The following is a 25,366-nucleotide window of genomic DNA, read 5'->3' as shown; positions in this document are numbered from 1 at the left end:
CAATCTTGCGCTGCGCCGCCGGTCTGGGAGCTCATCTACAGAGAGAGCTCGCGATGACGATCTGAGGGATGGTCTAGAGTGTATTGGTATTCTCACCCAAGCAACCACCGCTCAGTTGACGTTTACGCTCAGTGTTTAAATGGTATGCTGCGCCTTCTGTAGCAATTTCTTGCCCCTCCTTTAATCCGGAAATAACAGGGCAACAACCTCTTCCTTCAGGACCAAGCTTGACGGGAACCATGCGATATAGACCATCATCCAATCTAATGAATAGATGATCATGATTGTCTTCTCGCACCACAGCACCAACTGGCACAACTAATTTTTCCATTGGCTGGCTTTCGATGAGCATCGTCGCCAACATACCGAGCTTAATTTGCCCATCTTTATTAGGCAATTCCATGCGCACTACTACAGTACGAGTTTGGAGATTCACGATTGAATCAACGTGAGCAATAACACCCTCAATCTCCTGATTACGTAGCGCAGGAATACTCAGGGATGCCTTTTGGCCTTTACGAATGAGATAGGAGTTACTTTCGGGAACCTCCGAAATAGCCCATAAAGCACTCAGATCAGCAACAGTAAATAATGCATCTGCAGGCTGCACAACCTGCCCCTTATTAATCTTGCACTCAACAATCTCGCCTGGAATGGTGGCAATCACGTTGTTAATAGATTCAATCAAGCCAGATTTAGCCAGTCGGTCAATACTTGCTTGATCCATTCCCTGCACTCGTAGCTGATCATTGTCCGCACGAAACTCCGCCTTAGCACTGCTGGATTCAGCCTCCCGTTTTTGTAACTCTGCCAATGCAATCACATCTTCTTTGTAGAGAATTTTTGCTCGATTGGCTACTTGGTCTGCTAACTGACTTGCACTCTTCGCTTTTAATTAAGTAAGCCAATTGAGATTGAGTAAGCTCCGCATAGAGGTGATTTTGGCCAATACATCCCCCTGCTTCACCATCTGACCAGGGACAGCCAAAATATCGGAGACACGCCCAGTGACATTGGCACCATTTCGCGAGAGAAATAGCTCATTAAAGTCAATTCTTCCAGAGGCACGTAATTCCTCAACAAATGGAGATACTTGTGCTTTTCCATCTGCAATCATCTTGTGCAAATCAGTATTGACAACTACCACATTGGAATCTTGCGCTGACTTGATGGCAGGACTTCGATCAAATGCATTGAAGTAATTTAAGGTAATCACAAGGGCCGCAAACCAAGGTAAATAAAACAAACCTCATTTTAACCAATTAGGGGTAGCATCATAACGTCCAGCAATGGATGGGGCCCGACTAGAAATCCAACCATGAGCACTCTGATAGAGGTTGTTTTGGGTTTGTACGACTTGCCCTAAATATTCTTTAACGTGAAGCTTAGCCAAACTCAGCAAGGAAACCACTCGTGGCTTCAGCTTCGCCATGAAACCTGTAAATTCTTGCTTCATTGCATTCCACTTTCTATCTTTGCAAGCCATTCAGGACTTGCTCTTAACCTTTGAATCTCCGTAACCACAGAAGCTAAATCAAAACGTGCTTTGATTAAGTCATTCCTAGCTGCACGAAAAGTTCTTTGTGCATCTAAATATTCCAGCATGCCACGCTCACCATATCGATAAGACACTTCTGCAATGCGTTGCGCAGCTGCAGCAAGCTGGACAACCTCTTGGTCTAATACTTTCACCTGGTAGGTTGCCATTTGATATAGCTTGTAAGCTGTTTCGAGTTGCTGCTCTAAGCTTTGGCTTTGTGCATTTAATTGGTTTTTAGCTTTTGATGCATTAGCCTCTGCCTCTGCAATTTGACCACCCTTAAAATCCCATATCGGAATACTAATTTGTAAGCCATATAGTCGATCAGTAAAATTAGGATCGTTATATTGAGAGGCTTTAATAGCCAAACGGGGTAATCGATTATTTTTCTCAAAGCTCAATTTTGATTCGCTGGCTTCCACATCAGCCTTGGCCTTTTGTAATTCAGGGCTTTGTGACTGAATTTCAGCTAACAAAATATTTAACGGGGGCAGAGCTTCTATTTTTGGCTGTTCAGCTACAACTGAAAACTGCGGAGGTAATGAGTGACCCGCAACTTGGCGCAATTGACTACGAGCCTGTTCAACCCTGAGTTTTCCTGACTCCGCTGCTATTTGAGCATTTAAAAACTCCGTCTGCGATCGAATTAAATCAAAACGTGCCGTCTTCTCCGACGTCATACCTAACCTACATCCGATCTCGAATTTGCTTGGTTAAGCTCAAATCCTCTTCAGAAGCTTTTGCTTCGGCCTCACGGCGCATTAATTCATAAAAACGCTGTGCTTGAACTTTTGAAATCGTTTCCACCTCAAAGGCGACACGGGTTGCCTCAGCTGAACGATAGTTCGCTTCAGCTGCGTTCACTCTAGGAAAGCGGGTGTAAGGCATATCCAAAAGTTGAGTCACCGACCATGAGGAGACGTTACCCACAGTGAGCGGTCCAGTGACGGAGCGCTGTTGACCAGTACCGATTTCAAATTCTGGATTGGGAATTGCACGTGCCGTGGAAAGTTGACCTTTAATCGCTTTAGATTGAGCACGCGCAGCTAATGCTTGAGGACTTGATTCAAGCGTAATGGAAATCAGCTCATTGATGGTGTAGGGTTTTTGAGATTGCGCAAATACATTGGTAGCAATACCACTACCGATCGTAACTAGCGCTAACCAGCGATGCAACTTCATGTGCATTGAGTTTAAATGTGTTAAGTCCAGATTATCCCAATATTTAAAACAAAATAAAAACTTACCTCCCCAATTTAGGGCGGATAAGCAAAAACCAATGCCTGAATGAGGGGATCTGTGTAAAGTAATCAAATTGACCATTTATTTAAAAATTTAAATGGTCTTGCCCTAACTGATTACCCATATACCGGACTGGATAGTCGTAATGACGATATATGGGACCCATTGCTGGGCAGGCTACTCCCCGTTTATTAATCTAGTTAGATCATGGTTATGTTTTATTGAAGAATTTCATGTCAAGCATGAACTTGTCTTGATAATCTCCCATACTTTTGAGCCTTGTGAAAAATCTTTTGCACATGCTTATAAACCTTTTCTAAGCCCATATCAAGAGCAGTTCTCTTATCTCATGCGGTCACACTGACCTCAATCTGCCGATGATCAAATGTTTGAAACTCAATCAAACAATTTTGATTGCATGCTGTATTGGAATGAGGAACCAATGAATACCTCACTTTAATCTTCCGCACCAACCAGAAGAGACGCTTGAGTGAGCACTTCACGCGATTCTCGGTAAACGTCTTTAACTCTGGTTCATCTAATTCTTTAGGGTCTAAGATGACATCCATATTTACTCTCCTTTTTAGAACATCTTAGGATCAATATAGAAGGATTATTATTCTTAATAAAGCAGATATTAATTGAAATTAATTCAGTAATTTACTGAATATTAGGATAAAAAAATGCCCTCTGATTGAGGGCGCGTAAGAGAACCACAGGATGTAAAACTAATCGATAACAGCTGCCAAAAGAGCGGTTACAGCGCCAATCGCAGGGATACCCCAGCGCTCCAATGTTGATACAGACTCCCCAGTAACTACCTCTACCGGAATATCGCTGATTTCGAGTAATTTGGCTGTTGTTGAATTCTCAAATAAACGGCTCAGGGTATTTTTCTTTGACGTACCAAGCACAATGCGATCGCATCCTAGACGGTGCGCCTTATCTCGTATGGCCTCGCCTTTGTCCCCCTACCAAACAAGAGAAAGAGAAGCTGACTCCTGACTTTTCCAAAAAGTCTGCGGCATCTTTAGCAGCTAATTTTGCGCGCTCGGATTGCCAGTCGCTAATGATATTTTTACTAAAGAATTTTCCAATGTGTCGATATACGGCAGGCTGAACATTGCATAAGTGGTAATGGACGCCACACTACCTTTTCCATAAACATTCAGAGCATGCTTTAAGGCCATTAAAGGATTACTGGATTCATTGACCGGCACAAGAATTTGAGTCATTTGCTTTATCTCCTACATGATTAAACTGCTGGTTAGACAACATATCTGAGGCCATCGGCTTCGCAGAGACAATCGCCAAGGTCTCCTCATGCGCCAATCTGCTCTTCACAAACCCGCCAAATAGAACGCCTAGAACAACAATGGCTTGGAGGGCATATTCCAATGCTGGGCTTTGGAAGATTTGCAAGTCCCGCACTACTGGTTCACCAATCATCATCTTGGCTGCAGTCCATGCAAGCACTCCAGCACCCAAGTAAGTAATAGATGGGAATCGCTCTACTAGCTTCAGAGTTTGGGCTGAACCCCAAATGACGACTGGAATACTGATTAACAAACCTAAAACTACCAACACATAACTTCCATGAGAAGCACCAGCAACTGCCAAGACGTTATCTAGACCCATCACTGCATCAGCAATCACAATCGTCTTCATTGCTCCCCAAAAACTGGTGGAAGCATGATCATGATTGCCACCGCCCTCTTTTTCAGGAGTTAAAAACTTGTAAGCACTCCAGATCAACAGCAAGCCACCGATTAACATTAAACTTGGGATCTTCAGCAAATACACCACGGCCAATGTCATTGCACTTCTTACTGCAATCGCACCGACTGCGCCCAAAACAATGGCTTTCTTTTGAAGATGGGACGGCAAATTTCTTGCGGCCATCGCAATCACAATGGCATTGTCACCAGCCAAAACCAAATCAATAACGACAATCGCAAGTAATGCCGAAAAAAACTCAGGGCTAAATAGTTCCAATTGATCAACCTCTACTTATCTTTGTTAATGGGAAATCATGAATGACATGACTTTCTGTGGGGCTACTTTAGGCGTATTTGTGCTTAGCTAAAAGCAGATATATATTGATATTAATTTCGAAAAAACTGAATATGACTAACTCCTACAACTATCGTCATCTTTACTATTTCTGGGTAGTCGCCAAAGAAGGTAGCATGTCTAAGGCGGCTGACAGGCTAGATATGGCAATTCAAACTATCAGCTCTCAAGTGCATGAATTAGAAAAGTCACTTGGCTATATGCTCTTCAAACCCGCTGGACGGGGGATTGCACTAACGGAATCAGGCTTTGCCGCTCTAGGAATTGCTGATCAGGTCTTCTCGATTGGAGAGAGACTCCCAGAAGCTGTGCGTGATGCCGCTAAATCTCCAAAGATAAAAATTACTATAGGTGTTTCGGATTGGCCTCCCAAAGCTAGTGACAAGACAATTACTAGAGCCAATTCTGAAACAACAAGGACGTGCAACTCATTGTTCACGAGGGTGAGTTTGATGATTTACTAGCAGACCTAGCCTTGCACCGCCTTGACATCATTCTGGCTGACCCGACCCGCACCCAATAATAAAAATCTCCATGTATAATAGCGAAGTCTTAACCAAGACAACCATTGCCTGGTACGCACCGAAGCAACTCTTGAAAAAAGTAAAGGGAACGATTCCAGAATGTCTTAACGCACTCCCCATCCTAATACCAACAACACACTCTACGGTGCGTCAATTAATTGACCAGTGGCTAGTTAAACATGACATCACACCTAATATTGTAGGAGAATTTGAAGATAGTGCTTTACTCAAAACCTTTGCTACCAGTGGACTTGGAATCTTTCCTGCTGGAAAGCTTATTGAGAAAGACCTGAAGGATACATACGGTATTGAGTTATTGGGAAACTGTAACGGAATTTATGAATACTTTTATGCCATTCGCCATGACAAAAAGATTCAACACCCCTTAGTCCAAGCAATCATTCAGCAGTAATCACTTTATAAACTTAAAAAGAGTGTGGGTAAGAATAATTTACCAGCAACGCATAGAATGGATTTATGACTAATTTCCTAGATCCCGCCATTCTGTTTTTTATCTTTGGGGTATTTGCCGGATCGGTCAAGTCCAACCTTGAAATTCCACCGCAAATTTCTCGGTTTTTATCGCTCTATTTGTTGATGGCTCTTGGTCTTAAGGGTGGCTTTGCGCTGCATAAGTCTGGGTTTACAAATGAGATTGCCCTCTCTCTGGGATTGGCCGTATTTTTAGCCATCATTATTCCCATCATTGCTTATTCAATCCTAAGAAAAAAATTGAGCGCATTTGACGCCGCTGCTATTGCAGCAACATATGGATCAGTTAGCGCAGTAACCTTTATCACTGCGACTCAATATTTAGATCAATTCAGCATTGCCTATGGTGGTCATATGGCGGCGGCAATGGCGCTTATGGAATCACCAGCCATCATTCTTGCCATCGTATTAGCCAATAAGGCAAGAGCCACAATGCAGTCTGACCCCCTAGTTAAACACCAGCCGGCTGGCATTGGAAAAATATTGCATGAGTCCTTTACTGATGGGGCCCAGCTTCTTTTGCTAGGATCGATGTTAGTAGCTCTAGTAAGCGGCGATGCTGGACAGAAGTTGATGGCCCCTTTTTCTATTGATCTATTTAAAGGGATGCTCTCTTTCTTCCTGCTCGATATGGGATTGATGGCAGCCAGGAACTTCAGTGGCTTAAAGGGCAAGCCGCCTATTGCTCTGCTATATGCCATTGGCTCGCCCCTTTCACACGCATTATTAGCTTTAATGCTTTGCAAATTAATCGGGCTGCCCTTAGGTAACACCATTTTGTTAATGGTACTAGCATCAAGCGCATCCTATATTGCTGTGCCTGCAGCGCTTCGCCATGCCCTTCCTGAAGTCAATCCAGCTCTCTATATGGGAATGTCTCTGGGAATTACATTTCCATTCAACATCATTTTCGGCATACCGCTTTACACCATGATTGCCACAAAATTCCTGTAACCCATCATGGGACGCATCTAGGTAGCAGCCGGATTAATGCGCTACTGAACTTAAAAAAAGATTAATGACAATGGCGCCTGCAATGATGAGGCCAATACCAACTAAAGCACCAGCGTCTAATTTTTGCCCAAGCCACAACCATCCAATAATTGCGACTAGTGATATTCCGGCGCCTGACCACACGGCATAAGTAATAGCCAGGGGAATGTCATTCAGAATTCTGGATAAAGCAAAGAAGGATAATCCGTATCCCAACAGCGTAATGGCTGTGGGGATTATCCTAGTGAAGCCCTCGGTATGCCTTAACGCTGTAGTTGCAATCACCTCCGTGATAATTGCAAAACCTAATATTACCCAAGCCATGATGATTCCTTTATTTGAAAATATTTATAGCAACGCTTCCAGGATCAATCTTTCCAAACTGGATGCTTGACCATAACCGCTTGAAATAACTGGGACTCTAAATGCTGATTCAACCATTGTTTAGTAGCAACAAAGGGTAATTACTCAAATCTGATTGGATCCACTTTTGAAAATTGCCGGATAAATGGGAATATGGCTGCATCTACCCATGACATCTTGTTTTGTAGTAAGTACTTAGAAGAACGCAAAGTATCTTCAATTGGCTCAAGCATGAGTTTGCATGCACGAAGCAATATTTCCTCTTGCTGAAGATCGGGATGTCTTTCGGGATATTTATATTGATCCAATAGAACCTTAAATGGCCCATCATTTTTCTCAATCCAAACTTGAGCAATAGATTCATCAATATCATCCCAGCCCTCTGGATCAGATTGCTCCAAGGCCCAGCGCATAATATCAATGCTTTGCTCAAGAACTAAATCCTTCAGACAGAGTACCGGAACCGTTCCCTTTGGAGATAGTTGGAGCATGGACTGAGGCTTGTTGCGCAATTCAATCTCTCGATGCTCTACCTCAATACCCGCATACTGCAATGCCAAACGTGCACGCATAGCATAGGGGCAGCGTCTATAAGAATACAAAATTGACATCATGCGTAATTAATTAGTCTCGAGGTGATCCAATGCATACTATACGAAAATTCATCATCAGATAAACCCTCATGAAGCATTCTGCTTTTCTATTTCTTATTTTTTGGTTTAGCCAAAACATCTTTGCAGCCTCCCCTGCAGTGGCTTCGCGTATCCTGCGAATCGACGGGATCATTACGGCAAATACCCTTAATCAAATTGAACGGAATTTATCTGGCTGGACAAATCAGGATCCCATTCCTGGTGGGCTAATCGTATTAATGAATAGCCCAGGAGGTGATGGCCAAGCAGCGATGAAGGTCGGACGATTATTACGTCGTGAAAGCGCGCAGATATTTGTTATCGGTCAATGCGAAAGTGCTTGCGTATTTATTCTGACGAGTGGCGTAGTTCGGGCAGCGAATAGCGGCACAGTTGGTGTTCATGCCGGAAGATTGACCCTTACAAATCGTAACGGTGAAATCCTCAAAGAAATTGAATCGTCACAAAGTCTTACTAACTCATTAGTGGCTTTAATAGTGAAGCTCATCAATATTTATCAGCAATGGGTATAAAAAATGGTTTGATTGATGTCATGCTCGCACATCAAACTAAACAGACTTACAAACTAACTGACTCTGAAATGTTGCAGTTTGGAGTGACTGGATTCAATAACGAATATTTACGTAAACGTGGGGCTTTATTTGAAAGCCTCCCCGCACCCGAAAAAATTAATCGCATTGAACTATACAGACGTGCCCTCTCCGTTCCAATGTATTGCAGCAAACAATCCGCCAATAACGATGCCTTTTTAGAGTGCTATAAAACCGTCTTATTTGGGCAAAAACCTAAAACCCGCCTTTAAATGCCTGCATCTCCAGTTTCTATAAATCCTCAGTCATTCCTTCTAAATTGAGTAGAATATTTTCTCTATTCATTCAGAAGGACATTTCTAATGTTGGCACCCAAAAAAACAGGGAATTCCCTCCCGATTACTAGCTGGATTACTGGTCACCGCGCTTAGCTTGCCAGCGGTTGTGCCAGTGTCTTACGCTCAAAATAGCGGGCAAGCTCAGGCAAGCAAGCAATCCCAAGCGCAATTAGAAGCGCTGGTTGCACCAATTGCTCTATATCCAGTTCCATTAGTCTCACAAGTCCTGATGGCTTCTACCTACCCTCTTAGGTTGCCGAAGCCTCGAACTGGATTAAGTCCAACAGCAACCTCAAAGGTGATGCTTTAAGCAATGCATTGCAGCAACAAAACTGGGATCCTAGCGTGAAGTCTTTGACTTCCTTCCCTCCTGTGCTGGAGATGATGGGCTCCCAATTAAGCTGGACTCAAAATTTAGGCAATGCCGTACTAGCTCAACAATCCGATACGATGGCAGCGATTCAGGCATTACGTGCTAAAGCAAAGGCATCAGGCGCCCTGCAATCCAATGCGCAGCAAACAGTCACTACTCAGGGATTTGGATCGAGTGAAACCATCGTTATTCAACCCGCCAATCCACAAGTCGTTTATGTACCTTCCTATAACCCAAGCGTGGTCTATGGTGCATGGCCATATCCTGCATACCCACCCGCCGCTTACTATCCTCCAGGATATATAGCGGGTACAGCCTTACTTTCATTCGGAGTTGGCATGGCAGTTGGTGTAGCACTATGGGGTGGTTGCCACTGGGGTGGTGGTTGGGGTGGTGGCGGAGGCTCACTGACCGTCAACAACACCTTTAATAATTTCAATCGCACGACCAATAACAATTGGAACGGGGGTTCACGTAGCGGAACAAGCAACTGGCAAGCTGATGCACAGCGTCGTAATGCCAATATGGGTGGGGGCAGCAACCTCAATCGCGATGCTGAACGCGATCAACTCCGCCAAAACATGCAACGCAATGGCCTCAATGGCGATGATCGCGGCAATTATGGAAATCGTGACGGCAATCGTAATGGCGGTGATCGCAGTTTTGGACAAAACGATCGCTCTGGCAGCCGCGATTTAAATAATCGCAGCGGTGGAGACAGACAAAGCAATTTCAGAAATGATTCCAGCGGCTTTGGTGATGCGCGTGGTGCCAAATTCAACGGCGGGCGGCGATCGGTTCGGTGGTGGTGCCCGCTCTGGCGGCGAACACTTTGGTGGCGGCGGTGGCTTTAGAGGCAGACGCTAAGAAAACCCTATTTCTCATTCACGAATAAAATAATTACGAAAGATTAAGCATGAAAAAGCAAATTCTATTAATGGCATTAAGCACCCTAGTTTTAGGATTTTCAACTGGTTCCCATGCAGCAAATATGATCAGCACTCAAGAACTATTACAGGATTGCAAAGGTACAAACGGCACTTTTATTACTTGCGAGATTTATGGCTAAGCAGTGTATGACACCTATTTGGTTACTCGCCGTCCTAAAACAGCCCCTGAATTCATTTGCGTAAATCAACCAGCGCCAACACGCAAAGAAATTATTCAGGAGTACGTTAACTGGGCAGAAGCAAATTCCAAATATGCTACTGAGCCAGCAGCAGATACTATTCTTCGGTTTTTAGCTGGCAGATTCCCGTGCGGAAAAACTACTAAGTAATTGAAATAGCAATCACATATAAGGCCACTTCTCGGTGGCCTTATTTTTTAGAGTGATCTAGATTTTTTAACTTAGTAGTTCACTCTTTGCCAGCCACTAGGGCAAGCTTGCATTTGAGGATAGTAGAGTCCGTTTTCAGGGCAAAAAGGCTGTTTGAGGCGTGTAATAGTAAGGTGCAGGCCTGTTATATGCATTAGCAACAGCAACGCCAGCAACTGCCCCCACAGCAAACGGAACCCAACCGCCACGCCACCCACCACATGACCCCCATATCCACCATAGCCGCCACGCCAACCACCATGCGCGCTAGTGGATGAAGCCACCCCTACAAGCATGGCGTCTGCAAGCAGGCTAACCAGTATCTTTTTCATGCAGACCTCCTAGTCTTAAAGGATTTCAGCGCTTTCTTACATAACGGATCAGCTTTTGGGGAGGTTGACAGGATTTGATGAAAATACTTTTTCGGTGCTCACTAGGAAGGTTTTTACTCCTGCACGTATCCGAGCAATATTTAACGGATTCCCAATTTTTAGCCCAGGACTTTCGCCAAGTCATTTCTTTTTTGCACACAACACAGATCTTAATTGGTAAAAAACTTTTATTACCCTTAAATGTATTTTTCACATCAACTCCTCAAAGTACATCAAGGTCATTCAGAAGTTTTTTGCATGCACCACAATCTCTTTTTGATCTTCGTCACTAATTCTCTTGAGGTTTGCTGTCATCAATCGTGTTCTTGGGCTAGATTCAAATTGCTCACGGTGCTTAATCAGGAAATTCTAATATAAGGTAGTGATGGGGCATACCTCTTTGCCATAACGAACGTCAGGCTTATATTTACAAGAGTTGCAATAGTTACTCATACGTTTAATGTATGCACCACTAGCAATATAGGGCTTGCTCGTAAATCTGCCACCATTTGCAAATAGGGCCATACCCGCAGTATTAGGCAACTCAACCCATTCAATTGCATCTACATAAATTGCCAAATACCATTCACAAACTGCCTGTGGCAATATCTCCGCCAAGAGCGCAAAGTTACCAGTCACCATTAAACGCTGAATATGATGAGCATAGCCATATTTCAATGTTTGACCAATCGCATCCTGCATGCAGGACATGTTCGTATGGCCAGTCCAATACCATCTTGGTAATGGGCGGTCATGCTTGTAATAGTTATCTTCAGCCATCTGCGGCATATCGAGGAAATACATCCCTCGAACAAACTCACGCCATCCCAATATTTGTCGAATAAATCTCTCTACCGTGGAAAGATCTAAGGAATATTTTTTCCAAGCCACTAAAACAGCATCTACAACCTCGCGAGGATTCAGCAATTTCAGATTCAAGGAACTTGAAAGTATGGAGTGCCAACCAAACGGAGTATCAGTCCACATAGCATCTTGATAAACGCCAAAATTTCTCAAACGATATTCGACAAAATAATCCAGTGCTTTGAGGGCTTGCTCACGACTAACAGGCCAATGAAAGGACTCTAGTGAACCAGGGTAATCTGGATAAGTCTTGGAAACAAAATCTAACACCTCTTGGGTAATTTCGTCTGTCTCAAAATACATTGGGGCATCAATGATTCCGGGACCCTTTTTAGGGTAAGGCTTGCGATTATCTTGATCAAAGTTCCACTGACCACCTACAGGCTCGCCATTACTCCCTATCAAAATCTGATGCGTCTTGCGCATTAAGCGATAAAAGTATTCCAGCCTAAATTCTTTTTTATTGGCAGCCCACTCAACAAATTCTTTACGTAAACAATAAAAATGTTCATCTTTAAGCATTTCCAATCGATACCAAGTTCTTTTGACAAGGCTTCAATCGACTGCTTTAAGCGCCACTCTCCAGGTTCGATGCAAACTAAGCACTTTATATTTCGTCGCAAAATTTGCTCTTTGAGCGCCTCCACAATCGATAACGGAGAGTTTTTGATATAGGTAAGCGGGTACTCAAGCTTTTCTAGCTCACTCGCAAAGTGGCGCATAGCCGATAGAAATAATGCAATTTTGGCTTTATGAGACCAGAGACGTATTGGGCCTCATTGGCAGACTCAACCATCATGATTTCATCTTTTTGCGGATCAAATCCTTTCAAAGCTGAGGAACGCAAATCGAGCTGATCTCCTAAGATCAGAATAAAGCGCTCAGGATGTTTCATTTATTTTTATATTGACTTGGGCAATAAGCCCGAGATACATCATCGCTTCGCAAGGCAACATGCTTTGTAGCTCTTCCGGTAACCTTTTTTCGCCATAGCTCAAAATGAACTGCGCTTAAGCTCTCTTCTCATGATGGCAATTACTTGAGGCTCGCCCAGTCCAAAGTTTTTCTCAATCGCATCAAATGGTGTTCGATCCTCCCAAGCCATCTCAATGAGGCGAGATAAATCGGGTTCAGCAAGATTTTTGGGGGTTAACTTTGGCACCCTGCAAGTTTAAGACTTATTCAATAAACTAGCTTGAGACCACTCTATTCCCTCAAGGCAAATCTCAATCTATTTATGATTGGCAAAATTCGCCAAAAACTGATTACTTTGCATCCACCAGTCAATCGACAGGCCGCTAAATGGATTTGCCCTATTTGTGATCGACCCATTCCTGATTCACAGAAGGATGCCCATCACCTTATCCCCAAGTCTAAGGGTGGAAAAATTACCGAATATCTTCACCGGATTTGCCACAAGCAAATTCATGCTCTTTTCACCGAAACGGAATTGGCAAACCAATATCACCATGCCGAAATCTTGAGAGAGCATCCTGAGATGAGGAAATTTATTCGATGGGTAGCATCAAAACCGGATGCGTTTTATGAGAAAACCCGCAAGAGCTCTCGATTAAAGTCGGCTAAATAAACTTCTGAAATTTTTCTAATCTCTAGATGAATCTGCACCGCTTAAGTGCAATAAATGGTCAATAGAGCTTTGAAATAGCTTTCCTGCCTGCCATTTTAGCGACTTATTTGGGCGGCCCCTCTAAAACCCCTCTTTGGTGCACGCAACTACGAAGTTGTGCAAATGGAAAAGCGCTTCTAATAATTGAAACTTAATATAAGCCATGCGTACCAAAATTACAAAGAGCTTGGTATTACCAGCCCAAATACTCGAGACCGAAAATATTCCGGAAGCCCTATTTCCTGAGGGAGACTATCTTGCCAACCTGACGCCAGATGGAAAAATTGAGGTGATTAACACCAAGAGAATTAAGGCGCTTTTTTCCTTCTTCCAATTTAGAGAGAGTAACCCGAGGGGAATTTATTGTGTTGGAAGCCTAAATTTGGCTTTCAGTGATCCAAATCCAAACTCTCAACTACCGTCTTTAGCGCCACAACTGACTCAAAGGATTTTGAATTAATCCCTTGAAGATCAACATCCTCCCAATTGAACTCCAAAGAGAAATGGGCAGACTCGACAATCAGCTCATAACTTGAGGAGGCCTTATTAATTGATGTACTTGTATCCTCGCTAACCGGAACTCTCAGCGATTCAATGGCAGCAACTAAGGTGGCTTACCTCATTCCTGGTGAGGTCTCTAGTGTGAAACACATCATCAGTCCGCTTGATCGAAATCTTAGAAACTTCATCGATCGTCACTTCATACTGATTTAGCCCTAGATCCATCCAAACCGTCAATTCCAAAGCAATTGGATATGTTGTCATTAGCCCACCTCGTCGACATGGAGTTCATCAAAATGCTCTTTGCGTGGTTTCAGCTTTACCTCTAATTGGGTCCATTTACTCTGATGAATTCGATAAGAGCAGTCTTCCGCATGATTTTCTAGCAAGCCAAAAATGATAGTGGTGGGAATCTTGCAGTGAAGGCATCGATAGGCATGCTGATGTTCTTCGATTTTTTCTTGTGGGTAGTCGATATAAAACGGCTTCATTACAACCCTCTCCATCTAGATCAAGTGATGAAAAAACAATATACACCCGAGAATGCCATCAAGAGAACCAATTAAGGACATTTACTAACTCTCTAGCTCACCTTCCCACTTCGATATGACAGCTGTAGCCAGACCATTACCCAACACATTGGTTGCGGAACGTGCCATATCCAAGAAATGATCAACTCCAAAAATCAATAAAACGCCGGCTTCCGGCAGGTTGAATTGAGACAAAGTCGCAGCAATCACTACCAGTGAGGCGCGGGGAACTCCTGCAATTCCTTTAGAGGTAATCATTAAAACCAATAACATTAAGAGTTGCTGACTTAACTCCATTTGCACGCCATACACCTGAGCAATAAAGATTGCAGCAAATGTGCAATACATCATCGAACCATCTAAATTAAATGAATAGCCCACTGGCAAAACAAAAGAGGCAATTTTATTTTTGCAGCCAAAACGCTCCACCCTTTCTAAAGTCATTGGATACGCAGCTTCGGAACTTGCGGTAGTAAATGCAAGCAAAGCCGGCTCACGCAGCATTTTTACCAAGCGCCAAGTGCGATTTTTAAGAACTAGTGAACTGATCAAAATAATGACTACCCAAAGCGTGGCAATGGCCGCGTAAAAGCTCAACATAAATTTGCCGTAGGTGATCAATATGCTGATACCGTTCTCAGCAATCACAGATGACACCGCAGAAAACACCGCAACTGGAGCTAGTTTCATGACTGCAGTAGTGATCTTTAGCATGATGTGCGACAGCATATCTAAGTTACGAATGAACTCGTCAGCGCGCTCACCCATACCGGCGGCACCAACGCCAAAGAAGACAGCAAACACAACGATCTGCAAGATTTCATTTTTAGCCATGGCATCAAAGATGCTGATGGGGAAAATATGCCTTACGAACTCAGAAAGATTGAGGCCAGCTTTATTTAAACCCGTACTTGCTGCAACCTCTGGCAGGGTTAACTCCACTCCAATGCCGGGTTGCAAGATATTGACCATCACCAGACCCAACAATAGAGACACAAAAGACATGGAGATAAACCATGCAAAGGTCTTTAAACCCACTCGACCAATAGTCGAGGCATCGCCCATTTTGGCAATACCAACTACTAGAGTGGCAAATACCAATGGCGCAATAATCATTTTGATCAAGCGCAGAAAGACATCCGCCAAGATGGAGATTAAATCACATACTGATGGAAAAGTGGATCCCGCACCATACAGATTTACAAGGTATCCAACCATGACCCCCAAGACCATCGCCCCCAATATCAAGTTCGTTAGTTTTTTAGAGTTCATGCAGGGCCTATAAAAAATGGGATGGAATGAGAGATTCTACCCAGTTATTCAGCCCTCCTAGTGAAAGTGCCGATGGGCTTTATCGCCATTTTGGTTAGACTGAGTCATTCATTTACCCCAGGGGTCAGAGACAATATGATGTGGCTTGGTCTAGCAGTGGTGATTTTTTTGGGAGCGCTGTATTGCAGCCCCCTCGCGCTTTTACACAAGCGCCATTAACCTGGCTTGGCCCAGACGCCATCCTCTTTCTTGTTATTGCCTGGAATATCTCGCCAACCCTACCGGGTCAGGCCACCGGAAAGTTTTATGGCGCCTCTTTGCTAACCGCAATGTTTGGCCCTGCAATTGCGCTCTCTATTCTTTTTCCAGTGGCATTCCTTGGTGTCTATGTCATCCAGGGAAATTCTGCAGAAGCCTCACAGCACTACCTCATGGTGTGCGTCCTACCCACGATATTTGCTTACCTATCCATTCAGATCATTCAGCGCTTTATTCCAAAACACCTATTCGTTCTCATTCTTGGAAATGGATATGTAGCAGCCTTTATAAGCGTTATTTTGTCGGGAGCATTCTTACTACTCATTCAATTGGCGGTTAGAGCAACTAGCCAACTCGATTTTGAAGGATGGCGCTTGGCCTCATTATTATTGCCTTTATGGAAGGCTCCTTATCAGAAATGCTCTTGGCGACACTCCTGATATTTAGACCCCAATGGGTATCAACCTATAACGAAGAAGCTTATATGAGCCGATAATCTTGACTCAACCTACTATAAAGAAGATTGCTATGCTCCCATGCATTGAATTAGAAACGAATCCAAATCCAACTGCAGCAGTAATTTGGCTACACGGCCTTGGTGCTGACGGCAATGATTTCGTGCCCATTATTCCAGAGTTAAACCTGACAGGATGTCCCGGCATTCGCTTTATATTTCCAAGTGCGCCAAGCATGCCTGTCACCGTCAATGGGGGCTATGTCATGCCCGCCTGGTACGACATCATCGGCAGAAACCTAATGGACCAAGAGGATGTTTTAGGCATTCAGAAATCTGCCGCCTCAATTGTCGAGCTAATCAATAAAGAAGCCAATCGTGGCATTGCCTACGACAAGATTGTCTTGGCAGGATTTTCACAAGGGTGTGCAATGGCTTTACATATTGGCTTGCGCTTCCCCCACCAACTTGCCGGCATTATTGCCCTCTCTGGCTATTTACCCCTTGCGATGATGGCGAATACCGAAAAATATTCTGCCAATGCAAAGATACCCATTTTTATGGCTCATGGCACCTCTGATCCAGTGGTCACTATTGATCGCGCACAAGCGTCTTATGCATTGCTAGAAAAAATGGGGCACCCCGTAGAGTGGAATGAGTATCCTATGGAGCATTCTGTAAATCACGAAGAGCTTGTGGATATATCTCGTTTTTTAAAAGAAGTACTAATCGCTTGATAAAGATTACATCAGTCCGCCTGCTATTAATTAATGCTCGCAACTAACAAAAAGAATCTCACGGTTCGGTAGTACCACTTCATCGAGATTCTTTTGGCGATGTAAAAGCCAGAGTAAACCCCAGCAGGAACACAAGGCAATAAGATCATTGACGTTGCAAATTGCTTGTAATTCAATAGATCAAGATAAGCATAAGGACCTAGCTTTCCAAAATTGATCATGGTGAAAAAGACACCTAAGGTAGATGTATAGACCATAGGCAGTAATTTTCCCCTCAACATGTATACCATAATGGGAGGCCCGCCAATATGGGCAACAAATGAGGTGAATCCTGAAAAACCCATAATGCGCCCAAGCCAAGGGTAAGACTTAGTTTCCTTCAGATCCATATGTGACATAGCCAGATTCTGAATCAAAAACAGTAGCGTAAAAATACCAATCGATAGCGTTAATATCTTAGGCGTAATTGCAGTAAAGAAAATCATTCCCAGCAAAAGTCCAAGAATTGCGGGTGGAGTGATCAACTTCAGAATGCGCCAATCAGCATTGCGTATAAAAATCGACGCATACTTACCAAATCAATCGCAATGAGGAGTGGCAATAAGATAGCCAATGCTTCATTAATGCTAGATTGACTGGCCATTAAAGGCAGAGAAAGAATGCCGAGCCCAGCCCCAAATCCACTTTTAGAAACACCAACAATGAAAACACTCAATACCGCGCATATAAAAAAGTTAAAGAATGCGCGTGAAAAGATTGGATTAAATGGAGATACAAGTGGATCAAACATTCAGCGATCTTACCAAGCAATGAAGAAATAAGTAGGCGACAAACCGATAAAGTCTATTGCAAGCCATCCCAATATCTTTTTTGGTAGCGATGACCTATGCCTCATGGACTATTTTTCCAATAAAAAGGGCCCCACATAGGGCCCCTTGATTCAGAATTTGTATTCTCAAAGTTTCTTATTAAAGCTGTATTGAGCAAAAGCTTGTTCAGCCACATTAAACCATTGGGCTTCCATGTTTCTAAAGGCGCGATAGTCATCAAAAATCTTTTTAAACTGCGGGTTCTTTGCAGACTCCTCAGCATAGGTATCTTGGCTAGCTTTAAAGCAGGCGTCCATCACGGAAGTATTAAATTTACGCAGCACTGCGCCATTTTGAATAAGGCGCTGCAACGCAGGAGGATTAAGCGCGTCATATTTAGCGCACATATCTGTATACGCCTCAAAACAAGTAGCTTCCCATGCGGCCTGATAAGAAGGAGGCAGTGATTCCCATTGCTTTTTATTGACTAAAAATGAAAGGCCAGCTGCGCCTTCTCAAAAGGCGGGATAGTAATAATTTTTTGCAACCTTGGCTAGACCCAACTTCTCATCGTCATAAGGTCCAACGAATTCTGCTGCATCAATTGCCCCTTTTTTCAAGAGCAGAATAAATCTCTCCAGCAGGAAGCTGTTGCGGCACAACACCTAACTTAGCTAGCACCTGACCCGCGCAAATCCAGCGATACGAAATTTCAAACCCCTGAAATCCTCTGGTGATTTGATTTCCTTACGAAACCAGCCGCCCATTTGCGTACCAGTTTGACCGCCCAAGAGGTTGACGATGTTATAGCTCGCATACAGTTCGCGCATTAATTTCATGCCATTACCATGGAGCATCCAGGCAGATTGTTGACGTGCAGTCAGCCAGAATGGCGCAGCCGTATCAAAAATAAACGCACTATTTTTCTAAGATAGTAGTAGCTTGCAGTATGACCACACTCTACCGTACCGTTTTGCACAGCATCTAATACCTGAAGTGCTGGGACTACTTCTCCAGCAGCAAAGACTTTGACATTAAATTTGCCATCCGTAGCCTTGCGCAGGGAATTAGCAAATACCTCAGGAGTGCCAAATAAGGTATCCAATGATTTGGGGGAACTTGAAACAAGTCGCCAATTCAGGGTTGGTAGGCTTTGTGCAATCGATGGTGCCGCTATAACTGCAGCACTTGCGCCAATAGTCTCGCTTTCTTTAAAAATGAACGTCTTTGCATCTCACCATCCCCCTTAAAACCATTAGTAGGCTTTTATTTTCCGCCAATCGTCATTGAGCCAAGCAGTATTGAGCCCGTTTCTTTTGTACCGCGTATTAATGTATCACTACCAATCAATTGAATATCCATAAGCATGTCGCGTAAATTACCAGCAATGGTTACCTCTTCCACTGGGTATTGAATTTCTCCATTCTCAACCCAGTATCCAAACGCTCCGCGAGAGTAATCCCCCGTTACGTAATTCACTCCTTGACCCATTAACTCAGTTACCAATAATCCAGTGCCCATCTCTTTCAATAAAGCGGATAAGCCGCCCTTTGGCGTTTTCTTACTTTGCAATGTCAGGTGATGAGACCCGCCAGCGTTACCAGTAGTTTTCATACCTAGCTTGCGAGCAGAGTAAGTAGATAAAAAATAACCTTCCAGTATTCCCTTATCCACCACCGTTCTTGCAAAAGTTTTCACACCCTCTTCATCGAATGGTGCGCTTCCTGTCATAGACTTGAGATGTGGGTTTTCAAACAAGCTGACGTGTTTTGGTAAAACCTGCTTACCCAAACTGTCTAGCAAAAAGCTAGAACGGCGATATAAAGCTCCGCCCGAGACCGCTTGCACTAAACCTCCCAACAAACCTGCTGCTAAAGGAGCTTCGAAAATGACGGGGCAACGGCGCGTAGTCAAAGATCTTGCTTTTAAACGTGATAGAGCTCGTTGGGCAGCATATTTACCTATAGCAGAAGGATCCGCCAACTCTTCTGGAATACGAGAACTGGAATACCAATCATCACGTTGCATACGCGCACTCTTACCGCCCTCACTTGCAATTGGTGCGCAAGAAATATAGTGGCGAGAAAAAGGATACCCACCCATAAATCCATTAGAAGTTCCCATCATGAAATGCGCATGATGCGCAGAGACAGATGCGCCATCGCTATTCTGAATTTGTTTGCTCACAGCAAATGCGGAGCCTTCAGCAATGCGTGCAATTTGTACCGCATGTGCTGCATCGATATTCCAGGGATGAAACAAATCTAAATCCAAAGGATTTTTTTCTAAAAGCTCTGCTTCTGCAGGACCAGCACAAAGATCTTCTGCTGTGTGTTGGGCGATGTGATAGGCAGCATCAACAGTTGCCTTTAATGACTCTTTAGAAAAATCACTGGTACTAGCATTACCGCGGTGGTGGCCCAAAAATAAGGTAACCCCTACCTGCTTATCTAAACTTTGTTCAATCGTCTCTACTTCACCTTTACGAACCGTAACGGAGAGACCTTGGCCTTCGGAAACTTCTGCCACAGCATCTGAGGCACCCTTTTTTTTGGCCTCTTTAAGCATGAAATCGATGATTTCTTGAAACTGGTGAGATGTGTATGTAAACATACCCTAATAATAACTAGAATGGAAACATGAAGCATACAGAAGCCCTAAAGCGTAATAGCCCTAATGAAATCAAAATTGGCCTGATTTCGGTATCCGATCGCGCCAGCAAAGGCGTCTACCAAGACGAAGGTATTCCCGCCTTACAAAGCTGGCTCCAAAAAGCCATTAGTAACCCCTGCGTCTTTCACGAAAGACTCATTGCTTGATGAATCTGAAATCATCTGCGAGACGATTGTAGAGCTGGTGGATGAGTTAGGTTGCGACCTAGTGCTTACTACAGGCGGCACAGGCCCTTCTAGAAGAGACGTAACACCGAGGCTACCCGTGACGCCGAGACACGTGAAATGCCTGGTTTTGGCGAGCAAATGTGTCAAATTAGCCTAAATTTTGTACCTACCGCGATCCTGTCTAGACAAACCGCTGTCCTCAGAGAAATTGAGGATCATGCAGCTCTAGTGATCAATTTGCCCGGACAACCCAAAGCCATTGCTGAGACTTTAGAAGGCCTTAAGGACGCAGATGGAAAATTGCTAGTTCCAGGCATCTTTGCTGCAGTACCCTACTGCATTGACTTGATTGGCGGCCCTTATATTGAGACCGATGAAGCAATCATTAAAGCCTTTAGACCCAAGAGCGCAATTAAAAAATAATCAGGTTTGAATCTATAAAAAGGTCTGCAATGCAGACCTTTTTTCTACTGTGGCAGAGGCACAATAAATTTTTCACGGTAATACTTAAGCTCTTCTATAGATTCCTCAATATCAGCCAAAGCTGTGTGAGCTTGTTTCTTTGTAAAACCTTTCACCAATTCAGGGTGCCAGCGCTTGCAAAGCTCCTTCAAGGTAGATACATCAATGTTTCGATAATGAAAATAGGCTTCTAGCTTGGGCATATATTTCGCCATAAAACGTCTATCTTGTCCGATCGTATTTCCGCACATTGGCGCAATGCCAGCCTTAATGTATTTTTTCAGAAACGCAATACATTCCGCCTCAACCGCTTGCTCATCTGAAGTGGATGCTTTCACCTTATCAATTAAGCCTGAGCGACCATGTGTACCGTTATTCCATGCATCCATTGCATCTAAAACGGCATCGTCTTGATGCACCACCCAAACCGGGGCTGTAGCGATAGTATTGAGATGGGCATCAGTAACAATAATGGCGATTTCTAGAATCCGCTCCTTTTCGGGATCTAGCCCAGACATCTCCATATCCACCCAAATAAGGTGTTCATTGGCTGGCGCCACCTTGGTTACTGCTGTGTTAGTTTGCTCGCTCATATCTATAATGATCTCATGACATTCACAATTGTTTTCTTAATCGCTTTTATTGCCAGCTTTGGCTTACGCCACTGGCTCTCCCAACGTCAAATTCGGTATGTTGCTCAACATCGCGACTCCGTTCCAGCAGAATTCGCTGAAAAGGTAACCCCTGCAGAGCATCAAAAAGCGGCTGATTACACCATCGCAAAATTAAAACTAGGTATTTTAGAAAATGGGGTCAGCGCCATCATTTTAATTGGCTTCACTTTATTGAGTGGCTTACAGATCCTCAACATGACGTTACTGCAATTATTGGGGGAAGGGATTGCCCAACAAATCGCCTTACTTGTTTCGATAGTAATCATCTCAGGAGTGATTGATACTCCTTTCTCTTGGTATAAACAGTTCCACTTGGAAGAGCGCTTTGGTTTTAATCGTATGGGGAAAAAGCTATTCTTCTCAGATATGTTTAAAAGTATGTCCGTTGGTGGCGCCATCGGAATCCCGCTGCTATGGGTCATTTTGACTTTAATGGCTAAAGCAGGAGACTTATGGTGGTTGTGGGCTTGGGTGGTTTTGACGGTCTTTAGCCTATTGATGCAGTGGATCTTCCCCACCTTTATCGCTCCGCTCTTTAATAAATTTCAAGCTCTAGAAGATGGCCCATTAAAAACACAAATTGAAGCACTGCTTGCCCGTTGTGATTTTGCGAGGCAGGGATTGTTTGTGATGAACGGTAGTAAACGGAGTGCGCATGGAAACGCCTTTTTTGCTGGCATGGGAAAAGCGAAGCGCATTGTATTTTTTGATACCTTAATTGAAAAACTAAATCCTGGTGAAGTAGAAGCGGTACTGGCCCATGAACTCGGCCACTTTAAATGCAAGCATATTCGTAAGCGCCTACTGGTCTCATTTGCCTTGAGTTTTGGCACGTTTGCCCTCTTAGGATGGGTTAGCACCAAGGCTTGGTTTTACACGGATTTAGGTGTCATGCCTAATCTCAATGGCTACAACGGTGGTCTTGCTTTAGCTCTGTTTATGTTGGTCTCGCCTGTGTTTAGCTTTTTCTTCACCCCGCTTTCAAGCATCGCATCTCGTAAACATGAATATGAGGCTGATGGCTTTGCTGCAGAAAAATCTTCAGCCAAAGACTTAATTACTGCGTTAGTCAAACTTTATCAAGACAATGCTTCAACACTGACGCCCGATCCCATCTATACCGCTTTCTATAGCTCACATCCACCAGCACCTTTACGCATTACCAACTTGAAGCGATTTAGCACCTAACGATGGAACAATTTCATGCGCTTCTCATTGCTTCCTACGGAAGGCATTATTTGGCGCAGCGTTTAATTGCAGATACAAAGGGTCTCGAAACACCCGATGGACCACTGATTCAAGTAAGCACGCCTGCCAAGCAACACGTCGGGGCTGTGGGCGATCGCATGTTTCTAGAAATGACCTCGGCCGACCAAGCCCGCATTATTCAGATTGAGCCCCGAGAAAATCTTCTGTATCGCTCTGATGCTTTTAAGAGCAAGCTGATTGCATCTAATGTTGATCAAATCCTAGTAGTGCTCGCTACACAACCCGCTTTCTCGCCTGACCTCTTGGGTAGAGCGGTTGTAGCTGCAGAAGCCAATCAGATTGGTCTACATATCTTGCTCAATAAATGCGATCTCAAAGATAACTTGGCGCATGCACGCAAGATCATTGAACTGTATGCACGCATGGGATATCCAGTAAGCAAGGTATCTGCAAAGTTTGATCCCACTTCTATTAATGCGCTTCGCCCTGCACTTCAAGGTAAAGTTTCCGTCTTTGTAGGTCAATCTGGCATGGGAAAATCCAGCCTATTAAATGCGTGGATCCCAAATGCTGCAGCACTCACTCAAGAATATTCTGTGCGATTGGATACTGGCAAACACACCACGACAGCATGCCGTTACTTTGAGTTACCAGAAGCATGGGGCAGAGATGAAACAGGTAAACTAGGAGCACTCATTGACTCTCCTGGCTTTCAAGAATTTGGTTTAGCACACATGTCCGTGAGCGAATTACAGCACGCTTTTAGAGAATTTAAAGACCTTCTAGGGAAGTGCCGCTTTCATAATTGCGCACATCTCTTAGAGCCAGACTGTGCGGTACGAGAAGCGGTTGAGAGAAATGAAATAGCGCCAGAAAGATTGACGCTATTTAGACAACTACACTCTGATTCAAAAACAGCAGATGTGCAAATTCAGGGAATTAGCCAAGCCGAAGAGCGATGGTCAGCATTAGCAACAAAGCCATCCAAGCGATAACTAAGCGCCACACTAGCCCTACTGCAGAGCGCATCGTCCGCTCAGTGGGCTCAAGGCCTACTTCATATACCACTGGCTCACCAGCCTCAGCCATACGCAGAGCTTCATCGCTGTCAGGTTCACTCATCGGCTCACCTAGACGAACGCCTAAGGCACCGCTACCCGCAGCCAAAATCACTGCCGATAAAGAGTCCGACCATTTTTGCGTCAAATAACGCCAGCCGTATACAGCACCCTCAAAGTTTCCGACGATCGCAAAGCCCATTGCTGTGATGCGTGCAGGAACCCAATCTAATACGTAGAAAAAATGGCGAGCGGACTCACTCAAGTTCATGTCACCGCGCTCAGACCAACGCCGTGCAGCGATATCTGCTAATCGGTAAAGCACTACACCTGCCGGACCCATTGGCATCATGAACCAAAACAATACGCCAAATACATGGTGATGCGAACCAATAATGGCACGCTCGAGCGCCAAGGAAATCACTTCGGTTTCAGAAAGATCAGAAGTATCTAACTCAGGATCGTACCACTCACCCAAGGCAGCTCGTGCCGCCGGCAAATCATGCGCTTCAATCGCTTCATGCACGGCAGTAAAGGAATGACTAAATTGACGGAAACCAAAAAACAAATACGCAATAACGATATTCCAGATAAAACCCAGAATTGGGTAAGTCACCATACATGTGACATACACAATAAATACCAAAAAGGTTGGAAGAATGAATGCGACTAAACAGGCCATTCGAGCACCAACCGGGCTTGCACCCTCTTCTGTTTTGCCGCCGAACTCTCCAGCCACCCAATCTAACCAGCGGGCGCAAGCGCGTGCAATCCAATGACTCGAAGTTACTGGACGATATTGCTCAGCAATGAGGGCGAAGAGAATAGAAAAGAAAGTCATACTTTTAATAAATGATAAAGGTTGCGCAACATTCCCGCAGTAGCACCCCGAATAAAGCGGTTCTCATAAGGTATTGAATAAAAACGACGTCCACCCTGCTCACTTTGCCACAATCTGACTTGATGATTTGCAGGGTCTAACAAAAAACGGAGTGGCACCTCAAACACATCAGCCACTTCAAACTCATCCAAGACATATTCTGCCTGAGCTTGTACCAATCCTACTACTAGTGTGACGCTGTAACCAGAAACAGTCAAATATTGAGGTAACTGGCCAACAATCTCCACTCTTACTAGGATCCAGCCCAATTTCCTCTCTACTTTCTCGTAAAGCAGTGTCATTTTGGCTTTGATCCTCAGGGTCCATGCGACCGACCCCCAGGAAAGCTAATTTGACCAGCATGATCATGCAAATGATTTG

33 protein-coding genes and 7 pseudogenes are annotated in these 25,366 nt (G+C 44.0%); 14 read left to right on the top strand and 26 right to left on the bottom strand.

All coding sequences use genetic code 11. The features are described 5' to 3' along the window. Nucleotides 1-73: 73 nt before the first annotated feature. The 9 genes and pseudogenes from DXE37_RS03090 to DXE37_RS03055 form a co-directional block, all read right to left on the bottom strand. A pseudogene (locus DXE37_RS03090) lies at nucleotides 74-880 on the bottom strand (efflux RND transporter periplasmic adaptor subunit); the annotation flags it as partial. 15 nt (nucleotides 881-895) lie between these two features. Further along, a complete protein-coding gene (locus DXE37_RS03085) occupies nucleotides 896-1,216 on the bottom strand; it encodes a biotin/lipoyl-binding protein (protein ID WP_162786145.1) in 321 nt (106 codons plus the stop codon). A 33-nt stretch (nucleotides 1,217-1,249) separates the two neighbouring features. After that, entirely contained in the window at nucleotides 1,250-1,456 is a 207-nt protein-coding gene (locus DXE37_RS03080; protein WP_114636549.1) for a hypothetical protein, read from the bottom strand. Continuing rightward, nucleotides 1,453-2,220, bottom strand: coding sequence for a TolC family protein (locus DXE37_RS03075; protein ID WP_114636548.1), 768 nt, complete (start codon nucleotides 2,218-2,220; stop codon nucleotides 1,453-1,455). Before DXE37_RS03075 ends, DXE37_RS03080 begins: the two co-directional genes overlap by 4 nt. Nucleotides 2,221-2,227: 7 nt before the next feature. Further along, nucleotides 2,228-2,722, bottom strand: a complete 495-nt coding sequence (locus DXE37_RS03070; protein ID WP_162786144.1) for a TolC family protein — start codon at nucleotides 2,720-2,722, stop codon at nucleotides 2,228-2,230. A gap of 407 nt (nucleotides 2,723-3,129) precedes the next feature. After that, complete coding sequence (locus DXE37_RS03065) at nucleotides 3,130-3,351, bottom strand: hypothetical protein (protein WP_114636546.1); 222 nt, start codon at nucleotides 3,349-3,351, stop codon at nucleotides 3,130-3,132. Between the two features lie 159 nt (nucleotides 3,352-3,510). Beyond that, nucleotides 3,511-3,741: pseudogene (locus DXE37_RS03060) on the bottom strand (universal stress protein); the annotation flags it as partial. Nucleotides 3,742-3,819: 78 nt separating this feature from the next. Then, nucleotides 3,820-4,017: a hypothetical protein gene (locus DXE37_RS10710; RefSeq protein WP_162786143.1), complete on the bottom strand. Its 198-nt coding sequence runs from the start codon at nucleotides 4,015-4,017 to the stop codon at nucleotides 3,820-3,822. Continuing rightward, nucleotides 3,989-4,777: a TerC family protein gene (locus DXE37_RS03055; protein WP_114636544.1), complete on the bottom strand. Its 789-nt coding sequence runs from the start codon at nucleotides 4,775-4,777 to the stop codon at nucleotides 3,989-3,991. The genes DXE37_RS10710 and DXE37_RS03055 overlap by 29 nt, the downstream gene beginning before the upstream one ends. Before the next feature lie 131 nt (nucleotides 4,778-4,908). Here DXE37_RS03055 and DXE37_RS12210 point away from each other — a divergent pair, with 131 nt between their 5' ends. From DXE37_RS12210 to DXE37_RS03045, 3 genes are all read left to right on the top strand, one after another. Continuing rightward, nucleotides 4,909-5,319, top strand: coding sequence for a LysR family transcriptional regulator (locus DXE37_RS12210; RefSeq protein WP_231971015.1), 411 nt, complete (start codon nucleotides 4,909-4,911; stop codon nucleotides 5,317-5,319). Nucleotides 5,320-5,389: 70 nt separating this feature from the next. Then, nucleotides 5,390-5,791 (top strand): LysR substrate-binding domain-containing protein, encoded by a 402-nt coding sequence (locus DXE37_RS12205; RefSeq protein ID WP_231971014.1) that lies wholly within the window; start codon nucleotides 5,390-5,392, stop codon nucleotides 5,789-5,791. 65 nt (nucleotides 5,792-5,856) lie between these two features. Further along, nucleotides 5,857-6,825, top strand: coding sequence for a sodium-dependent bicarbonate transport family permease (locus DXE37_RS03045; protein WP_114636543.1), 969 nt, complete (start codon nucleotides 5,857-5,859; stop codon nucleotides 6,823-6,825). Nucleotides 6,826-6,858: 33 nt separating this feature from the next. Here the strand turns inward: DXE37_RS03045 and DXE37_RS03040 are convergent, their stop codons facing one another. Next, a complete protein-coding gene (locus tag DXE37_RS03040) occupies nucleotides 6,859-7,188 on the bottom strand; it encodes a DMT family transporter (RefSeq protein ID WP_114636542.1) in 330 nt (109 codons plus the stop codon). A gap of 140 nt (nucleotides 7,189-7,328) precedes the next feature. Next, nucleotides 7,329-7,841 (bottom strand): glutathione S-transferase N-terminal domain-containing protein, encoded by a 513-nt coding sequence (locus DXE37_RS03035; RefSeq protein ID WP_197713062.1) that lies wholly within the window; start codon nucleotides 7,839-7,841, stop codon nucleotides 7,329-7,331. Between the two features lie 257 nt (nucleotides 7,842-8,098). Between DXE37_RS03035 and DXE37_RS13895 the strand changes: the two genes are divergently transcribed. From DXE37_RS13895 to DXE37_RS03010, 5 genes and pseudogenes are all read left to right on the top strand, one after another. After that, entirely contained in the window at nucleotides 8,099-8,392 is a 294-nt protein-coding gene (locus DXE37_RS13895) for a hypothetical protein (protein WP_331852107.1), read from the top strand. Continuing rightward, nucleotides 8,383-8,682 (top strand): hypothetical protein, encoded by a 300-nt coding sequence (locus tag DXE37_RS03025; protein ID WP_114636540.1) that lies wholly within the window; start codon nucleotides 8,383-8,385, stop codon nucleotides 8,680-8,682. Before DXE37_RS13895 ends, DXE37_RS03025 begins: the two co-directional genes overlap by 10 nt. Before the next feature lie 172 nt (nucleotides 8,683-8,854). Next, nucleotides 8,855-9,975, top strand: a pseudogene (locus DXE37_RS03015) (DUF3300 domain-containing protein). Nucleotides 9,976-10,037: 62 nt separating this feature from the next. Beyond that, nucleotides 10,038-10,190, top strand: a complete 153-nt coding sequence (locus DXE37_RS12200; protein WP_231971012.1) for a hypothetical protein — start codon at nucleotides 10,038-10,040, stop codon at nucleotides 10,188-10,190. 3 nt (nucleotides 10,191-10,193) lie between these two features. Next, on the top strand, nucleotides 10,194-10,400 hold the full coding sequence (locus tag DXE37_RS03010; RefSeq protein WP_114636537.1) for a Rap1a/Tai family immunity protein: 207 nt from the start codon (nucleotides 10,194-10,196) through the stop codon (nucleotides 10,398-10,400). A gap of 71 nt (nucleotides 10,401-10,471) precedes the next feature. On the opposite strand, the gene DXE37_RS03005 is transcribed toward DXE37_RS03010, so the two are convergent. The 6 genes and pseudogenes from DXE37_RS03005 to DXE37_RS14225 all read right to left on the bottom strand — a co-directional run bounded on the left by DXE37_RS03005 (nucleotide 10,472) and on the right by DXE37_RS14225 (nucleotide 12,836). Further along, nucleotides 10,472-10,771 (bottom strand): hypothetical protein, encoded by a 300-nt coding sequence (locus DXE37_RS03005; protein WP_114636536.1) that lies wholly within the window; start codon nucleotides 10,769-10,771, stop codon nucleotides 10,472-10,474. Between the two features lie 25 nt (nucleotides 10,772-10,796). Further along, nucleotides 10,797-11,024, bottom strand: coding sequence for a DUF2256 domain-containing protein (locus DXE37_RS03000; protein ID WP_114636535.1), 228 nt, complete (start codon nucleotides 11,022-11,024; stop codon nucleotides 10,797-10,799). A 155-nt stretch (nucleotides 11,025-11,179) separates the two neighbouring features. Next, a pseudogene (locus DXE37_RS02995) lies at nucleotides 11,180-12,396 on the bottom strand (cryptochrome/photolyase family protein). Further along, nucleotides 12,372-12,521: a hypothetical protein gene (locus tag DXE37_RS13325; RefSeq protein WP_269460271.1), complete on the bottom strand. Its 150-nt coding sequence runs from the start codon at nucleotides 12,519-12,521 to the stop codon at nucleotides 12,372-12,374. Before DXE37_RS13325 ends, DXE37_RS02995 begins: the two are co-directional and overlap by 25 nt. A gap of 44 nt (nucleotides 12,522-12,565) precedes the next feature. After that, a pseudogene (locus tag DXE37_RS14230) lies at nucleotides 12,566-12,640 on the bottom strand (TIGR03643 family protein); the annotation flags it as partial. A 28-nt stretch (nucleotides 12,641-12,668) separates the two neighbouring features. After that, nucleotides 12,669-12,836: a TIGR03643 family protein gene (locus tag DXE37_RS14225; RefSeq protein WP_231971008.1), complete on the bottom strand. Its 168-nt coding sequence runs from the start codon at nucleotides 12,834-12,836 to the stop codon at nucleotides 12,669-12,671. Nucleotides 12,837-12,911: 75 nt separating this feature from the next. On the opposite strand from DXE37_RS14225, the gene DXE37_RS02985 reads away from it, so the two are divergent. Then, on the top strand, nucleotides 12,912-13,262 hold the full coding sequence (locus DXE37_RS02985; protein WP_174221029.1) for an HNH endonuclease: 351 nt from the start codon (nucleotides 12,912-12,914) through the stop codon (nucleotides 13,260-13,262). 803 nt (nucleotides 13,263-14,065) lie between these two features. Here the strand turns inward: DXE37_RS02985 and DXE37_RS02975 are convergent. Then, entirely contained in the window at nucleotides 14,066-14,293 is a 228-nt protein-coding gene (locus DXE37_RS02975; protein ID WP_114636533.1) for a hypothetical protein, read from the bottom strand. An 84-nt stretch (nucleotides 14,294-14,377) separates the two neighbouring features. Beyond that, nucleotides 14,378-15,604, bottom strand: a complete 1,227-nt coding sequence (locus DXE37_RS02970) for a dicarboxylate/amino acid:cation symporter (RefSeq protein WP_114636532.1) — start codon at nucleotides 15,602-15,604, stop codon at nucleotides 14,378-14,380. A gap of 182 nt (nucleotides 15,605-15,786) precedes the next feature. On the opposite strand from DXE37_RS02970, the gene DXE37_RS02965 reads away from it, so the two are divergent. Further along, nucleotides 15,787-16,302: a hypothetical protein gene (locus DXE37_RS02965; protein ID WP_231971007.1), complete on the top strand. Its 516-nt coding sequence runs from the start codon at nucleotides 15,787-15,789 to the stop codon at nucleotides 16,300-16,302. An 88-nt stretch (nucleotides 16,303-16,390) separates the two neighbouring features. Then, nucleotides 16,391-17,053, top strand: a complete 663-nt coding sequence (locus DXE37_RS02960) for an alpha/beta hydrolase (protein WP_114636530.1) — start codon at nucleotides 16,391-16,393, stop codon at nucleotides 17,051-17,053. 26 nt (nucleotides 17,054-17,079) lie between these two features. Here DXE37_RS02960 and DXE37_RS11180 read toward each other — a convergent pair whose 3' ends face one another. The 4 genes and pseudogenes from DXE37_RS11180 to pmbA all read right to left on the bottom strand — a co-directional run bounded on the left by DXE37_RS11180 (nucleotide 17,080) and on the right by pmbA (nucleotide 20,430). Next, nucleotides 17,080-17,547, bottom strand: a complete 468-nt coding sequence (locus tag DXE37_RS11180) for a sulfite exporter TauE/SafE family protein (RefSeq protein ID WP_231971352.1) — start codon at nucleotides 17,545-17,547, stop codon at nucleotides 17,080-17,082. Between the two features lie 32 nt (nucleotides 17,548-17,579). Next, on the bottom strand, nucleotides 17,580-17,843 hold the full coding sequence (locus DXE37_RS11175) for a hypothetical protein (RefSeq protein WP_197713060.1): 264 nt from the start codon (nucleotides 17,841-17,843) through the stop codon (nucleotides 17,580-17,582). Between the two features lie 165 nt (nucleotides 17,844-18,008). Further along, a pseudogene (locus tag DXE37_RS02950) lies at nucleotides 18,009-19,095 on the bottom strand (TRAP transporter substrate-binding protein). Between the two features lie 33 nt (nucleotides 19,096-19,128). After that, nucleotides 19,129-20,430 carry a metalloprotease PmbA gene (gene pmbA, locus DXE37_RS02945; protein WP_415067105.1) on the bottom strand — a complete coding sequence of 434 codons (1,302 nt, stop codon included), beginning with the start codon at nucleotides 20,428-20,430 and terminating at the stop codon, nucleotides 19,129-19,131. Between the two features lie 71 nt (nucleotides 20,431-20,501). On the opposite strand from pmbA, the pseudogene mog reads away from it, so the two are divergent. Next, nucleotides 20,502-21,125: pseudogene (mog, locus tag DXE37_RS02940) on the top strand (molybdopterin adenylyltransferase). A 44-nt stretch (nucleotides 21,126-21,169) separates the two neighbouring features. Here the strand turns inward: mog and orn are convergent. Continuing rightward, the gene (orn, locus tag DXE37_RS02935) at nucleotides 21,170-21,757 is read right to left on the bottom strand and encodes an oligoribonuclease (RefSeq protein ID WP_114636528.1); all 588 of its coding nucleotides are present in this window, start codon (nucleotides 21,755-21,757) and stop codon (nucleotides 21,170-21,172) included. A 15-nt stretch (nucleotides 21,758-21,772) separates the two neighbouring features. On the opposite strand from orn, the gene DXE37_RS02930 reads away from it, so the two are divergent. Next, nucleotides 21,773-23,026, top strand: a complete 1,254-nt coding sequence (locus tag DXE37_RS02930; RefSeq protein WP_114637520.1) for a M48 family metallopeptidase — start codon at nucleotides 21,773-21,775, stop codon at nucleotides 23,024-23,026. 2 nt (nucleotides 23,027-23,028) lie between these two features. Further along, nucleotides 23,029-24,042: a ribosome small subunit-dependent GTPase A gene (rsgA, locus tag DXE37_RS02925; RefSeq protein ID WP_114636527.1), complete on the top strand. Its 1,014-nt coding sequence runs from the start codon at nucleotides 23,029-23,031 to the stop codon at nucleotides 24,040-24,042. Here the strand turns inward: rsgA and DXE37_RS02920 are convergent. Beyond that, on the bottom strand, nucleotides 23,987-24,946 hold the full coding sequence (locus tag DXE37_RS02920) for a CobD/CbiB family protein (protein ID WP_114636526.1): 960 nt from the start codon (nucleotides 24,944-24,946) through the stop codon (nucleotides 23,987-23,989). The two genes, rsgA and DXE37_RS02920, sit on opposite strands and share 56 nt — an antisense overlap. Next, entirely contained in the window at nucleotides 24,943-25,287 is a 345-nt protein-coding gene (locus DXE37_RS12190) for an NUDIX hydrolase (protein WP_231971006.1), read from the bottom strand. Before DXE37_RS12190 ends, DXE37_RS02920 begins: the two co-directional genes overlap by 4 nt. Nucleotides 25,288-25,366 lie beyond the last annotated feature (79 nt).

Source organism: Polynucleobacter necessarius (assembly GCF_900095205.1).
Lineage (GTDB): Bacteria > Pseudomonadota > Gammaproteobacteria > Burkholderiales > Burkholderiaceae > Polynucleobacter > Polynucleobacter necessarius_E.
Note: the sequence above shows the minus strand (reverse complement) of the source record. Positions and strands in the feature narration are given on the sequence as shown.

What these genes read in the sequence shown, in the direction of transcription:
- DXE37_RS03080 (WP_114636549.1), bottom strand. Translation starts at nt 1,456, where the DNA reads ATGAAGCAAGAATTTACAGGTTTCATGGCGAAGCTGAAGCCACGAGTG.
- DXE37_RS03075 (WP_114636548.1), bottom strand. Translation starts at nt 2,220, where the DNA reads ATGACGTCGGAGAAGACGGCACGTTTTGATTTAATTCGATCGCAGACG.
- DXE37_RS03070 (WP_162786144.1), bottom strand. Translation starts at nt 2,722, where the DNA reads ATGAAGTTGCATCGCTGGTTAGCGCTAGTTACGATCGGTAGTGGTATT.
- DXE37_RS03065 (WP_114636546.1), bottom strand. Translation starts at nt 3,351, where the DNA reads ATGGATGTCATCTTAGACCCTAAAGAATTAGATGAACCAGAGTTAAAG.
- DXE37_RS10710 (WP_162786143.1), bottom strand. Translation starts at nt 4,017, where the DNA reads ATGACTCAAATTCTTGTGCCGGTCAATGAATCCAGTAATCCTTTAATG.
- DXE37_RS12210 (WP_231971015.1), top strand. Translation starts at nt 4,909, where the DNA reads ATGACTAACTCCTACAACTATCGTCATCTTTACTATTTCTGGGTAGTC.
- DXE37_RS12205 (WP_231971014.1), top strand. Translation starts at nt 5,390, where the DNA reads ATGTATAATAGCGAAGTCTTAACCAAGACAACCATTGCCTGGTACGCA.
- DXE37_RS03045 (WP_114636543.1), top strand. Translation starts at nt 5,857, where the DNA reads ATGACTAATTTCCTAGATCCCGCCATTCTGTTTTTTATCTTTGGGGTA.
- DXE37_RS03040 (WP_114636542.1), bottom strand. Translation starts at nt 7,188, where the DNA reads ATGGCTTGGGTAATATTAGGTTTTGCAATTATCACGGAGGTGATTGCA.
- DXE37_RS03035 (WP_197713062.1), bottom strand. Translation starts at nt 7,841, where the DNA reads ATGATGTCAATTTTGTATTCTTATAGACGCTGCCCCTATGCTATGCGT.
- DXE37_RS13895 (WP_331852107.1), top strand. Translation starts at nt 8,099, where the DNA reads ATGAATAGCCCAGGAGGTGATGGCCAAGCAGCGATGAAGGTCGGACGA.
- DXE37_RS03025 (WP_114636540.1), top strand. Translation starts at nt 8,383, where the DNA reads ATGGGTATAAAAAATGGTTTGATTGATGTCATGCTCGCACATCAAACT.
- DXE37_RS12200 (WP_231971012.1), top strand. Translation starts at nt 10,038, where the DNA reads ATGAAAAAGCAAATTCTATTAATGGCATTAAGCACCCTAGTTTTAGGA.
- DXE37_RS03005 (WP_114636536.1), bottom strand. Translation starts at nt 10,771, where the DNA reads ATGAAAAAGATACTGGTTAGCCTGCTTGCAGACGCCATGCTTGTAGGG.
- DXE37_RS02985 (WP_174221029.1), top strand. Translation starts at nt 12,912, where the DNA reads ATGATTGGCAAAATTCGCCAAAAACTGATTACTTTGCATCCACCAGTC.
- DXE37_RS02975 (WP_114636533.1), bottom strand. Translation starts at nt 14,293, where the DNA reads ATGAAGCCGTTTTATATCGACTACCCACAAGAAAAAATCGAAGAACAT.
- DXE37_RS02970 (WP_114636532.1), bottom strand. Translation starts at nt 15,604, where the DNA reads ATGAACTCTAAAAAACTAACGAACTTGATATTGGGGGCGATGGTCTTG.
- DXE37_RS02960 (WP_114636530.1), top strand. Translation starts at nt 16,391, where the DNA reads ATGCTCCCATGCATTGAATTAGAAACGAATCCAAATCCAACTGCAGCA.
- DXE37_RS11175 (WP_197713060.1), bottom strand. Translation starts at nt 17,843, where the DNA reads ATGTTTGATCCACTTGTATCTCCATTTAATCCAATCTTTTCACGCGCA.
- pmbA (WP_415067105.1), bottom strand. Translation starts at nt 20,430, where the DNA reads ATGCTTAAAGAGGCCAAAAAAAAGGGTGCCTCAGATGCTGTGGCAGAA.
- orn (WP_114636528.1), bottom strand. Translation starts at nt 21,757, where the DNA reads ATGAGCGAGCAAACTAACACAGCAGTAACCAAGGTGGCGCCAGCCAAT.
- DXE37_RS02930 (WP_114637520.1), top strand. Translation starts at nt 21,773, where the DNA reads ATGACATTCACAATTGTTTTCTTAATCGCTTTTATTGCCAGCTTTGGC.
- rsgA (WP_114636527.1), top strand. Translation starts at nt 23,029, where the DNA reads ATGGAACAATTTCATGCGCTTCTCATTGCTTCCTACGGAAGGCATTAT.
- DXE37_RS02920 (WP_114636526.1), bottom strand. Translation starts at nt 24,946, where the DNA reads ATGACTTTCTTTTCTATTCTCTTCGCCCTCATTGCTGAGCAATATCGT.
- DXE37_RS12190 (WP_231971006.1), bottom strand. Translation starts at nt 25,287, where the DNA reads ATGACACTGCTTTACGAGAAAGTAGAGAGGAAATTGGGCTGGATCCTA.